The organism is bacterium (assembly GCA_024228115.1).
GTDB lineage: Bacteria > Myxococcota_A > UBA9160 > UBA9160 > UBA6930.
Genome location: JAAETT010000103.1, coordinates 1 through 11,252, shown reverse-complemented (window position 1 = coordinate 11,252; position 11,252 = coordinate 1). Strand labels below are relative to the sequence as shown.

Sequence of the window (11,252 nt, the reverse complement as noted above, 5' to 3'; positions counted from 1 at the left end):
CGGAGCTGGCGATCCCGAGAGAAGGCCACCTTGAAAAACACACCCACAAAGGGCTAATCACACCACACCTGTCTTGGGCGGCTCCCTATGGCCGCTTTTCAGACGTTCACGTATGGCCGGTTTTGAGGTGTTCACCGAGGCAATAGCGGAGTCGAGGCCGAGGGAGAGCTGCCCCCCCAGGGGAGGGCCTTGACGGAGCGGCCTCTAGAGGGCATCTATGTGCGCTCCTCCGGGGATTGGAGACCCATGGCGACGCGAATCAAGAAGGGTGACCTGGTTCAGGTCATGACCGGCAAGAAGGTCGATAGTGGCCGGCAGGGCCGTGTGCTCGGTATCGACCGGGAGAAGGGCAAGGTTCGGGTGCAGGGGATTCGCATGCAGAAGCGACACCTGAAGCCCGGTGCACGCGCCAGCTCCCGGACTGGGGGCATCATCGAGCAGGAGGGCTTCATCGACCTCTCCAACGTGATGCTCGTCGATCCTGGAGACAACAAGCCGAGTCGGGTGCGAATCGAGGAGCGTGAAGGCAAGCGCGTACGAGTGTTCGTACGTAGCGGCGAGCCCGTTCCCGAGCCCCAGAACGCCTGAGTGAGGTTGCCATGGCCAAGAAGGGCAAGCGCGAGAAGATCAAGCTGGAGTCCACGGCGGGGACCGGTCATTTCTATACGACCACCAAGAACAAGACCAACACGCCGCATAAGCTCGAGTTCAAGAAGTACGACCCGAAGGCTCGCAAGCACGTCGTCTACAAGGAGACCAAGCTCAAGTAGCTTGGTCGAACGCCGCCGCGAGCAGTTCGCCAGGCGGCGTCTTCCCGGACCACAAGCGGATCTGCTCGACCGCCTGCAGGACGAGCATCCACTTGCCGCCGATCGGCGTGGCGCCGCGGGCGCGGGCATCGCGAAGAAGCCTGGTCTCGGCCGGGTCGTAGACCGCATCGAGCACACGGCTGCCGGGTCGCAATGCACCCGCCGGGACAGGGGAGCGCTCCTCGCGCAGCCCGGCGCTCGTGGTATTCACCAGCACATCGTGCTCCACGTCCGCCAGGGCATCGAGGCCGCCGGATGCGTGGGCGCCGAGTTCCTTCGCCAGGCGGGCGGCCGTCGCCTCTGTGCGGTTGAGCACCGTGACCCGCACACCCCGGCGGAGCAAACCGAATGTGACGGCCCTCGCCGTGCCGCCGGCACCCAGCACGACCGCGTTCGCGCCTTCGAGCGGGCCCTCCCGCTCGAGTGCTCGCACGGCACCGATCCAATCCGTGTTGGCACCCACCAGCCGGTCTCCCACGCGGGTCACCGTGTTCACGGCTCCAATGGCTTGGGCCGTTTCGTCGAGTTCGTCGCAATAGGCGCCGATGGCCTGCTTGTGAGGGAGGGAAATGGCCAGTTGCCGCACGCCCAAGGCGCGGATGCCGGCCAGCGCATCGCCCAGTGCGTCCGGCGGTACGTCGAAAGCCATGAAGATCGCGTCGATCCCGAGGGCCGAGAACGCGGCATTGTGCATGGCCGGCGAACGCGTGTGCCCGGCCGGATGCAGCAGCACGGCGCAGAGTTCAGTCGTCGGCCGCGGCAGGGGAAGCGTCGTCGGGGCTTCGGGCATCGGCTCAGTGTCCCGGTTGGGCCAGCACCTTGCACTGCTGGTCTGGCTTGCCGAGGGCCTCGAACGCGCCCGCGACACCCTCGAGACCGACCCGTCCGGTGATCATGGCAGCGGGGGCAATCCGCTCCTGATCGATCATGTCGACGGTGTACTGGAAGTCGTCCTTCTCGTACGAAAAGGCAAAGAAGATCGAAGTCTCCTTGGCCAACGCGACCGTCGGTTGGAGCTGATCCGGCGCGACACACATGCCCGTCACGACGAGCCTTCCGCGGAATCGGACATGCTCGATCGCCTCCTGAATCAGCCCCGGTACACCCACCGCCTCGAACACGACGTCCGGTCCGCCCGGGGCGATCCGTTCCAATGCGGCAGGCAGCTCTCCCGAATCTGGATTGATCACATGGGTGGCACCCATCTGCTCGGCCAAGGCCCGTCGTCCAGCGCAACGCTCGGCGACGATGACGTCATGGGCACCGAAGTGTCGCGCCCAGAGCGCGATTCCAAGCCCGATGGGGCCGGCGCCGATCACCAGGCAGCTCTCGCCGCGCCGGATTCGGCCGATATTCACGGCGTGGATCGCCACAGCCAGCGGCTCGACCAGGGCGCCGTGATCGTCGTCGACGCCATCGGGCAAGCGAACCGTCTCGTGGGCAGCGACGGCGACGTACTCCGCGTAGGCGCCAGGACGATCTCCCAGGCCGATCGCCCGCTGGTCGGTGCAGTAGGCGCCCAACCCGCTGCGACAGCGATCGCAGCGGCCGCAGCTGAGGATCGGCAGCGCCGTGACCCGCTGGCCGACCTTCAGATGGCCTGCGGCTTGGACGACCTCTCCGCAGAACTCGTGGCCCATGATGGTGCCGGGCGGAAGGCTTCCCGACTGGTGGAGCCGCAGATCCGTTCCACAGATTCCGCAGGCCGTCACCCGGAGCACGGCCTGGCCCTTCGAAGGGGTCGGGTCCGGCACGTCTTCGACGGAGAGCGCCCCAGGTGCGCGGACGATGACGGCTTGCATGGGACCTCCGGTGGCCCGGGAGCGTACACTACACTCCACGGCCTGACTCATGGACGGTCACTCGGAGGAGCGGAAGCGTGGCGAAACGTGTCGGAATCTTGATGGGAAGCGCGAACGACTGGGATGTCATGGAGAGCTGTCGCGACGTGCTCAAGCAGTTGGGGGTGGAGACGGACGTCAGGGTGATCTCGGCCCACCGCACGCCGGAGCGGCTCGGTCGGTTCCTCGAAACGGCCGAGGCGGAGGATATCGGTGTCGTGATCTGCGGTGCGGGAATGTCTGCTCATCTCGCGGGTGTGACTGCTGCCCACACGCTGCTTCCGGTTCTAGGTGTGCCGATCGATGGTTCTCCCCTGAACGGCCTCGACGCATTGCTCTCGACCGTTCAGATGCCCGGCGGGATCCCCGTCGCGACCTTCGGCATCGGCCGCTCGGGGGCGAAGAACGCCGGCCTCTTCGCTGCCGCGATCCTGGGCGCCAGCGATCCCGACGTTCGCAAACGCCTCGTCGAGTTCCGCGAAGACCAGGCGAGCAAGGTGCCCGAGAGGCCGTTCTAGGGGCGTCTCCGCTACTGCTGCGTGCGTGCGGCGGCGGCCTTCAGATCTTCCCAGACGAGCCTGCGGTTCTGCTCGGTGTACTGGCGCAAGATGAAGGCAGGGTGGAAGGTTGGCATCACGGGGATGCCCTTGTATTCGTGCCAGGTGCCCCGAACACGGGTGATGGCGATGTCGCGGCCGAGCAGCAGGCTGGAAGCCGGCTTGCCCAGGGTCACGATCACCTTGGGCCGCACCGCCTCGATCTGCCCGTCCAGGAAGTGGCGGCAGGTACTCACCTCGGTTGCGAGGGGTGTCCGGTTTCCCGGCGGCCGGCACTTCACGATGTTGCAGATATAGACCTCGGCGCGGGGCAGGGCGATCCCGCGCTCGATCATCCGGGTCAACAGCTCGCCGGCGCGACCTACGAAGGGAAGGCCGGATAGATCCTCCTGCTCGCCGGGGCCCTCGCCAATGAACATCAAGTCGGCGTTCGGATTGCCGTCACCGAAGACGAGCTTGGTGCGGCCCTCGGCCAACCCGCAACGCGTGCAATCCCCGAGTTCCGTACGGACGGCTTCGAGGGTGGTGCCGCCCTGGGCGGTTTCTGTTGCGACCGAAGGGGTCTTTTCTGGTGCGACGGGCGGAACCTGATTTTGTGCCCCGGACGCAAACTGGTTCGGCGCGGGCTCCGCTTCTGCGATCTCGAAGGAGTTGACGCCTTCTTCCGCCAGCTCTTCGAGCCAGCCCCGCGCCGCACGCAGGACCTGTCGCGTTTCTTCGCTTAGCGCCCGGTCCACCTGGGCTCCCGTTTCTCGAAGAACGCCTGGATGCCTTCCTGGGCATCTTCGCTCCGCGATGTGAGGACGATGGACTCGCGCAGATAACGCATGGCCGCACCGGATTCCATCTCGGCCATGGTGTAGATGGCCTCCTTTCCGGCGCGCAGGGTTTCGGGCGAGTGGCCGGCGAGCGTCGTACAAAGTGCCTCGATCTCGTCGTCGAGGCTTTCCTTGGGCACGACCCGCGTGACGAGGCCCTGCTTCAGCGCCTCGTCTGCTGCAACCCGTCGGCCGGTCAGCACGAGATCGAGCAGCACCTTTCGCGAGCCGGTGGCCCGAAGGATGGGCACGGAGACCATCAGCGGCAGCAGTCCGAGCGAAATCTCGGGCAGGCCGAGGACGGCATCTTCGCTGGCGATCGTGAAATCGGCGGCCACCGCCAGCCCACAACCCCCGGCCAGGGCGAAGCCGGGGACCCGTGCGATGACGGGCTGGGTGCAGCGCTGCATCGCGGCGATCACCCGTGCGACGCCGTCGAAGTGCCGCCGGCTTTCCTGGATGCTCTCGTGTCCGAGGACTTCTTTCAGGTCCGCGCCGGCACAGAAGGCCCGGTCGCCAGCGCCGCGCAGCACGATCACCCGAACCGCCCCGTCTCGCGAGGCTTCTTCGAAGGCGGCTTCGAGTTCTTCGAGGGTCGCCCGGTCGAGTGCGTTGCGCTGGGATTCCCGCTCGATCGTCAGGGTGCGGACCCCGTCGCAGGTTGCGACGGACACGTTCAAGAGGCATCGCCCGAAAAGGCCGACTCGAGCAGGCCGATCACGGTGCTGGAAGGAAGCCTGGCCTCGCTCGTGGTTGCACCTGTGCTCGGCTCGATCGTGCCGTGGCGTTGCGCATCGATCTTGTCTTGAACCTCGAATTCGAAGCCCGGATCGTTCGCGTCATCATGGCAGCTGCCGCAGATCTGCAGGATCACGCAGGAGTCGCATTTGTCGCCCAGGGAGAGGATCGTCCCGCGCTTCAGGGCATCCTCGCCGATGTGATCAGCCCCTGGGCCGTGGCAGGCTTCGCAGCCCACGGCGGCCCGATCCGAATGGGAGCCGCCAGCCGGGGGCTCGAAGCCGCCGGGTTTGCCGAGGCCCGTGGTGTGACACTTCAGGCAGTCCTGGTTTCCGGCCTCGCTCTTGGCCTCGAGCGTCGCGAAGGCCCGGGCGTGGGCGTGACCCGACCACGTCTCGAATTCCTTGGCATGACAGCTCTGGCAGGCCTCCGAGCCTACGAACGCCGCGCGCGTCGGAAGCAGATCCTCTCGCGGCTTGCGGCGCTGGGCCATGAGGGTCGCGCGCTCGGCTTCGGACAGCGAGGCAAATTGCTGGTTCGCGGCGTGTGAAACCTTGGGAAGGAAGCTTGCGTAGTCGAACCCCAGGGAGTGGGTCGGGTTGTGGCAGGTCACGCAGACGTTCTCGTAGTCATGGTTCTTCACGAACTCCGGAGAGCGATGAGTCCCGCCGCGACCGTGGCAGGTTTCGCATCCGACGCCTTCGAGTTCGGGCTCGGGCGTATCGAAGGTCCAGCCCCCCTTCTTGCCGTAGCCCGCCACGTGGCAGGAGACGCACTCGCCGTCGGCGTCGTCCCCATGGCGAACCAGGGTGTCGAACGCGCCGGCGTGGTTCGTGAGCTGCCAGGTCGCGTGCTCCTTCTCGTGGCAGACGCCACAGAACTCGTTGCCGCTGTAGCCAGAGCTGTGAAGCAGCATGGGTACGGTTTCGCCGGCGAGCTTGGCCAGGCGCATCTTCATGAGCGGTGGGTCGCGTTCGTCACGCCAGCCGTCGACCCTCGCCGCGATCTTGCCGTCGGCGTCGATCAGGAACGTGACCGGCACGCCTGCAACGGCGCCGTAGTTTTCCCGGATCGACTCATCCGGGTCGAAGAGGATCGGAAAGAAATCGAGCCCCTCTTCTTTCATGGCGGCTCGCACGGCGTAGGGCTTGTGATCGACCGAGATGCCGACCAGTTTCGGCCGCTTCGCTTCGGGGAGCGCGTCGAGGCTCTCCCTCATGGACTCGAGCGCATGGTGGCAATGCGGGCAGGTATGCAGGAAGAAGACCAACACGAGCGGTTGGCCACGTTGAGCTGCGAGGCTGAAGCGGCCTTCGTCTTCGAGCATGGGCGCGTCGAAGAGCGGCGCTTCGGGTCGTTCGCCGTAGGCGGTGGACGTCGGGTCGTCGGTATGCAGGCGCAACCAGCCGCGCAACACCTGCTCGGCGGCGGCGGCGGGATCCTTGCCGTCGGTCGGGAAACCGGCGACGGCGTTCACCAGGTTTCCCTCGCCGTCTGCGAGCACCGCCACGGTGGGCGCTCCCTGGCCAGCGATCTTGCGGATGAAGGAGCCCGAGGTGTCGTAGAGCGTCGGGAAGGAGAGGGCGCGATCGGCCAGGAACTGGCTGGCCTTTTCGGCGCTCGTGCCCTGGGCCACCCCGAGAATCTGGAAGTTGTGGGCTTGACTCTCTGCCGAGATGGCCACGAGGGCATCCGCCAGAACGGCAGAACTCGGAACGTCCGGGTTGAAGAATACGAGGAGGAGTCGGCGCCCGATGAAGGAAGAAACCGAGAGCGGCTTCCCCTCCAGGGTCGTTCCGTCGAAGGCGGGTAGAGGGCGCTCGGGTTTTTTGCGCGAGGCCGCGGGCTCCGCTTCAGTGTCCGGCGCCTGGCTGCTTTCAGTTGTCTTCGAGGCCGGGCTGGGTTCCGCGGAGGGTTCCGACTCGGCGCAAGCGAGAAAGAACAGGAAGAACGAGGCGGCAATCAGCGCCAGGGGTCGGGTGTTGGGCAGCACGCGACGAGGGTAGGAGCGACCCCCAAAAAGCGAAAGGCCGTTGGGGCCGCTTCGCTCCTCGTGGTGGATCGCGGGGCGGGGGGCGGCCATCGCGGAATGGCTCGGCCGGGGCTTGGGAGGCCGCGCTCAGCTTGGACGCGGGTTCACTTACGCGGCTTCGCCGCTAGCGAACGAGCACCCGTCGAACAGACGAGATGCCTGCGCTTTATTTCCGCGCTGACCGCCCCCCGCCCCGCGATCGGCCGTGCTGGCAACCGGAACCGCTTCGCCGGGGCTGGGCGCAGGTCGGGCGGAAATCGAGCGCAGGCATAGGTCGAGCCCAGTGTGCGCGTAGGTTGCCCGCGGCGAAGCCGCGAAAGGCAACACTCCGTTCGGTTCTCTACGCGGCCACCTGATCCTCGGCCGAGCCATTCCGCCCGGCCTGTGCCCAGCCCCGGCCACTCCTGTCCACGCATGAGGAGGAAAGCGACCTCACGGAATCGACCGGGTGATGCCCTGTGCGCCGCGATTGTGAACTTCGGCCCAGGGCCCCGCTCTAGGAGACCTTCTCGAGCACGTGGAGTGCGCAGGCGCTGCCGAGGCCGATGACGTGGGTGAGGCCCACGCTGGCGCCCTCGACCTGTCGCTTGCCGGCTTCGCCGCGAAGATGGGTCGATACCTCGTAGATGTTGGCGATCCCGGTGGCACCGAGCGGATGTCCCTTCGAGAGGAGGCCGCCGGAGACGTTGACCGGAACCCGGCCGCCGAGAGCCGACTCGCCCTCGTCGATCATGCGGCCGGCTTCGCCATCCTTGCAGAGGCCCAGGTTCTCGTAGTGGAGGATTTCCGCCGTGGCGAAACAATCGTGCAGTTCGACCAGGTTGACGTCCTCCGGGCCGATCCCCGCCATTTCGTAGGCCGTCGCCGCTGCCTTGCGCGTGCAGGTGTTCACGTCGGGCATGACCAGATCGCGTTCCTGCCACGGATCGCTCGTCAACACACTCGCTGCGACCTTGACCGCCCGTCCCATCAGGCCGAGCTCCTTGGCCTTCTTCTCGCTGCACAGGACCGCGGCTGCCGAGCCATCCACGTTCACCGAGCACATCAGCTTCGTGTTCGGGTAGGCGATCATCTCCGCGTTCATGACCGTCTCGAGAGGTGTCTCGATCTGATACATGGCCTTGGGATTGAGCGTCGAGTGGTGGTGATTCTTGACCGATACCTTCGCGAACTGCTCGAACGTCGTGCCGTACTTGCGGGCGTGTTCCTGGCCGGCCTCAGCGAATACGGCCGGCATCGTGCCGGAGCCGAGCAGGCCCTCCTTGGGGATGCCCTTTCCGGCACCACTGCCGCCGAGCAGGCCGCGGCCCATCTGTTCCACGCCGACGGCGAGCACGACGTCATACACGCCGGCCTTGATCGACATCCAGGCCTCACGGAAGGCCGTGGCGCCCGTGGCGCAGGCGTTGGCGCAGTTCACCACGGGAATGCCGGTCTGGCCGATTTGCTGGAGAACGCGCTGGCCGACCATCGCGTTCGCCTGGCCGAGGTTGCCGCAATACAGGGCCTGCATGTCCTGGATCTTCAGCCCGCAATCGTCCAATGCCATCAGGGCCGCTTCTGCGCCCAGATCCGGGACCGAGCGCTCGGGAAAGCGGCCGAACTTGATCATGTCGATTCCGACGACATATGCGTTTGTCATGAAGTGTCCTCGAAGCCCGGCCTACGACCGGGGCTGGAAAAAGTAGGAGGTGTAGGAGTTGCCGTCCTTGTCTTTGCGGCCGAGCGCATCCTTGTAGACGACCTCGACCGGCATGCCGAACTCGATCTTCTCGGGGTCCGCGTCGACCCCGATCAGGTTTCCCTTCACCGTGCCACCGCCGTCGAGATCGACGATCGCCGAGATGTAGGGAACTTCGATTCCGGGAAAGGAGCGATGCACGATCGAATACACGTACAACGTGCCCGTGTTGCCGAGCTTCACCGGGTCGATCTCGCCGCGGGCGCCGCATTTCGAGCAGATGCTTCGTTCGCCCAGATAGATGGCGTCGCAAGCCTTGCATTTGTGGCCTTCCAGGTATGGATCGCCGCCCTCGGGCAGCTTCAGGAAATCGACCACCGGGAGCGGCCCTTGGGCCGCGTTCTCCTCGGACATTTGGGGTCCTCTGGCAAAAGGGGAAAGGCAGTCGGATTGACTCTCATGTCAATCCGGGCCGGCAAGATGCCAGGGACCGGTGGCAACTGTCAACGAGGGGCAGCTCGGCCGGCCGCCTGCGGGCCGGATCCGCCACCGGAAGTGGAGGGGGGCCGCGCGTGGTAGCATCCGGCCGGGATTCCATGCTGAAGCGTATCGATCGACTGCAGATGGCCGTGCCGGACCGGGCTACGGTGGCAAAGCGTTGGGGCGAGCTGCTCGGAGCCGAGCTGGCCGGAGGGGATCGCGTCGCGTCCGCCGGGGCGCTGCGGACCCTGCTTCGCCTGGGCAACGGCCTCGTGGAGTTGCTCGAGCCCGATGGTGTGGGTCGTGTCGCGGATGCCGTCGCCAAGCGAGGCGCGCACCTGTATGCAGCGGGGGTTGCGACCGACGATGTCGCCGGCCTGGTTGCCCATCTGCGCGGCCAGGGGCTCGACCCGGCCGAGGAGGGGGGGCAGGCGTTCGTCGATCCGGCCGCCTCCGGAAGGAAGGGTTTCCGAGTGGTGGTGAGCCCCGACGAGGAGCACGCGCCCGTCGGTGACATCGATTTCTTGTATGAAACCACCCTGCTGGTCGATGACGCCGCAGCGGCCACGGCAGATTGCGCGAGGCTCTTCGCCCTCGATCCGGATGCATTCGTGCCGATCGATTCGCAGCACTTCGGATACGCGGGCACGCTTACGCTCTTCGATCCGGACCGGTTGGGGCGCTTCGAAGTGATCACTCCCAACGACCCCCGCAAGACGATGGGGCGCTTCTTCTCACGTTTCGGTGAGGCTTTCTACATGGCATTCGCCGAGTCCTCCGCCCTCGGCGCAATCGAAGCCCGCGCTCGCGAGCTTGGCCTCGGATACACGTCCGACCCGCCGAGCGAGGGACGTGTGGGCGTGGCCAACACCGTCTTCCTCCACCCGGATGCGCTGGGCGGGATGATGCTCGGGCTGTCGCGTCCGACCCAGGCCTGGCAATGGTCCGGGTCCCCCGAGCGTGTGATGCCCGCGCCGAGAGCCGCGACGGAGTGACGAGCCCCGTGCTTCGCGTGGAAGACATCGGCCGCGTCCGCCTGCTGACGCTCGATCGCCCCTCTGCGCTGAACGCTTTCAACGACGATCTCTACGATGCCGTCCGTGAGGCGCTGACTGACGCCACAGCCAGCCCCGATATTGCGGTGGTCGTGGTGACAGGGGAGGGACGCGCGTTCAGCGCGGGGCAGGATCTCGCTGAGCTCGATCGCCCGCCCAGCTACGACGATGGCGTTCGACATGGCTTCCCCCCGTTCATCGAGACGCTCGAATCGTTCCCGAAACCGCTCGTCGCCGCCGTGAATGGGATCGGGGTCGGCATCGGGCTCACCATGCTCCCCCACTGCGACCTGGTCCTGATCGCCGAAGAAGCACGCCTGCGTGCGCCCTTCGTGAGCCTCGGTGTCACCGCGGAGGCGGGGAGTACCCACCTCTTGCCCGCAGCGATCGGTTGGCAAGAGACCGCGCATCTGCTCTACACGGCCTCGTGGATCGACGCCGGGCAAGCGGTCGAGCTGGGACTCGCCTGGCGTTCGCTCCCGCGCGAGCGCTTGCTCGAAGAAGCCCTGGAGGTGGCAAGCGAGATCGCCGCGATGCCCATCGCCTCTCTCGTGGGTACGAAGAAGCTGCTGCTCGATGCGAGGCTCGGCGCGGTGCGTACAGCCCGCGAGCGCGAGAACGTCACCTTCGGGAGGCTGGCGCGAGGGCCCGCGAATCGGGAAGCGATCGCCGCGTTCCGGGAGAAGCGAAATCCTGATTTCAGCCAGCTTCCGCTGGAGGATTCCTGACGGACCTGCCGAGCCCGGCGCGTCGCATTTCGCGGGCCTGCCCGGCCGGTCGCGTTCTGCAGCCCTAGGATGGACGGACCATGAACAGACTGCTGCGTGTCCTCGGCATCGTGCTCGCCCTGCTCCTCGTTGTTTCCATCTGGTATCGAACCGAGCTGCTCCAACTCTGGCGTGTTGCACACCTCTTCGACGAGGACCGCATAGTCCAGAACTTCCAGCATATGGATGAGCTCTTCGAGACGAGTCCGATCGAGCCTGGCGGCGAAGTCATCGAATTCGAACGCGGTAGCTACCGCCTGCCCGCGGGTTTCAACTACGAGAAGAAGGCCTTCGACACGGAGGCGTTTCTCGCCGAGACGATGACCACCGGACTCCTGTAGACGCTCACTCAGAAGCGTAGAAATCTGATCATTTGGCCGGGGGGCGACGCAGCCCGCCGTTCCGGATTCCGATTCAGATCTTCCGGGTCGAAAGGTCCTTGACCCAGGGCGAACGCCCTCCCGGCTCGACCGG

13 protein-coding genes are annotated in these 11,252 nt (G+C 66.1%); 6 read left to right on the top strand and 7 right to left on the bottom strand.

Annotated features, from left to right (window positions below):
• Positions 1 to 246 precede the first annotated feature (246 nt).
• Together rplX and rpmG are read left to right on the top strand one after the other, a co-directional pair.
• Complete coding sequence (gene rplX / locus GY937_05545) at positions 247 to 588, top strand: 50S ribosomal protein L24 (GenBank protein ID MCP5056176.1); 342 nt, start codon at positions 247 to 249, stop codon at positions 586 to 588.
• 11 nt (positions 589 to 599) lie between these two features.
• Positions 600 to 770, top strand: coding sequence for a 50S ribosomal protein L33 (gene rpmG, locus GY937_05540; protein ID MCP5056175.1), 171 nt, complete (start codon positions 600 to 602; stop codon positions 768 to 770).
• Here the strand turns inward: rpmG and GY937_05535 are convergent.
• Both GY937_05535 and GY937_05530 read right to left on the bottom strand, forming a co-directional pair.
• Positions 763 to 1,599: a shikimate dehydrogenase gene (locus tag GY937_05535; protein ID MCP5056174.1), complete on the bottom strand. Its 837-nt coding sequence runs from the start codon at positions 1,597 to 1,599 to the stop codon at positions 763 to 765. The genes rpmG and GY937_05535 overlap by 8 nt on opposite strands.
• Positions 1,600 to 1,603: 4 nt before the next feature.
• On the bottom strand, positions 1,604 to 2,611 hold the full coding sequence (locus tag GY937_05530; GenBank protein ID MCP5056173.1) for an alcohol dehydrogenase catalytic domain-containing protein: 1,008 nt from the start codon (positions 2,609 to 2,611) through the stop codon (positions 1,604 to 1,606).
• 77 nt (positions 2,612 to 2,688) lie between these two features.
• Here GY937_05530 and purE point away from each other — a divergent pair, with 77 nt between their 5' ends.
• The gene (gene purE, locus GY937_05525; GenBank protein ID MCP5056172.1) at positions 2,689 to 3,168 is read left to right on the top strand and encodes a 5-(carboxyamino)imidazole ribonucleotide mutase; all 480 of its coding nucleotides are present in this window, start codon (positions 2,689 to 2,691) and stop codon (positions 3,166 to 3,168) included.
• An 11-nt stretch (positions 3,169 to 3,179) separates the two neighbouring features.
• Here purE and GY937_05520 read toward each other — a convergent pair whose 3' ends face one another.
• From GY937_05520 to GY937_05500, 5 genes are all read right to left on the bottom strand, one after another.
• Positions 3,180 to 3,878, bottom strand: a complete 699-nt coding sequence (locus GY937_05520) for a uracil-DNA glycosylase (protein MCP5056171.1) — start codon at positions 3,876 to 3,878, stop codon at positions 3,180 to 3,182.
• Between the two features lie 50 nt (positions 3,879 to 3,928).
• Entirely contained in the window at positions 3,929 to 4,705 is a 777-nt protein-coding gene (locus tag GY937_05515; protein ID MCP5056170.1) for a crotonase, read from the bottom strand.
• Positions 4,702 to 6,756: a redoxin domain-containing protein gene (locus GY937_05510; GenBank protein MCP5056169.1), complete on the bottom strand. Its 2,055-nt coding sequence runs from the start codon at positions 6,754 to 6,756 to the stop codon at positions 4,702 to 4,704. The genes GY937_05515 and GY937_05510 overlap by 4 nt, the downstream gene beginning before the upstream one ends.
• Positions 6,757 to 7,291: 535 nt before the next feature.
• Positions 7,292 to 8,437 carry a thiolase family protein gene (locus tag GY937_05505; protein ID MCP5056168.1) on the bottom strand — a complete coding sequence of 382 codons (1,146 nt, stop codon included), beginning with the start codon at positions 8,435 to 8,437 and terminating at the stop codon, positions 7,292 to 7,294.
• A gap of 21 nt (positions 8,438 to 8,458) precedes the next feature.
• The gene (locus GY937_05500) at positions 8,459 to 8,890 is read right to left on the bottom strand and encodes a Zn-ribbon domain-containing OB-fold protein (protein ID MCP5056167.1); all 432 of its coding nucleotides are present in this window, start codon (positions 8,888 to 8,890) and stop codon (positions 8,459 to 8,461) included.
• A gap of 182 nt (positions 8,891 to 9,072) precedes the next feature.
• On the opposite strand from GY937_05500, the gene GY937_05495 reads away from it, so the two are divergent.
• From GY937_05495 to GY937_05485, 3 genes are all read left to right on the top strand, one after another.
• Positions 9,073 to 9,951: a hypothetical protein gene (locus GY937_05495; protein ID MCP5056166.1), complete on the top strand. Its 879-nt coding sequence runs from the start codon at positions 9,073 to 9,075 to the stop codon at positions 9,949 to 9,951.
• Positions 9,897 to 10,739, top strand: a complete 843-nt coding sequence (locus GY937_05490) for an enoyl-CoA hydratase/isomerase family protein (GenBank protein MCP5056165.1) — start codon at positions 9,897 to 9,899, stop codon at positions 10,737 to 10,739. The genes GY937_05495 and GY937_05490 overlap by 55 nt, the downstream gene beginning before the upstream one ends.
• A gap of 80 nt (positions 10,740 to 10,819) precedes the next feature.
• Entirely contained in the window at positions 10,820 to 11,119 is a 300-nt protein-coding gene (locus GY937_05485; GenBank protein MCP5056164.1) for a hypothetical protein, read from the top strand.
• Positions 11,120 to 11,252: the final 133 nt, after the last annotated feature.

Bases quoted from the DNA above. Each gene is read 5' to 3' on its own strand.
- rplX (MCP5056176.1), top strand. From the start codon at position 247: ATGGCGACGCGAATCAAGAAGGGTGACCTGGTTCAGGTCATGACCGGC.
- GY937_05530 (MCP5056173.1), bottom strand. From the start codon at position 2,611: ATGCAAGCCGTCATCGTCCGCGCACCTGGGGCGCTCTCCGTCGAAGAC.
- GY937_05500 (MCP5056167.1), bottom strand. From the start codon at position 8,890: ATGTCCGAGGAGAACGCGGCCCAAGGGCCGCTCCCGGTGGTCGATTTC.
- GY937_05495 (MCP5056166.1), top strand. From the start codon at position 9,073: ATGCTGAAGCGTATCGATCGACTGCAGATGGCCGTGCCGGACCGGGCT.
- GY937_05485 (MCP5056164.1), top strand. From the start codon at position 10,820: ATGAACAGACTGCTGCGTGTCCTCGGCATCGTGCTCGCCCTGCTCCTC.
- GY937_05505 (MCP5056168.1), bottom strand. From the start codon at position 8,437: ATGACAAACGCATATGTCGTCGGAATCGACATGATCAAGTTCGGCCGC.
- rpmG (MCP5056175.1), top strand. From the start codon at position 600: ATGGCCAAGAAGGGCAAGCGCGAGAAGATCAAGCTGGAGTCCACGGCG.
- GY937_05535 (MCP5056174.1), bottom strand. From the start codon at position 1,599: ATGCCCGAAGCCCCGACGACGCTTCCCCTGCCGCGGCCGACGACTGAA.
- GY937_05490 (MCP5056165.1), top strand. From the start codon at position 9,897: ATGGTCCGGGTCCCCCGAGCGTGTGATGCCCGCGCCGAGAGCCGCGAC.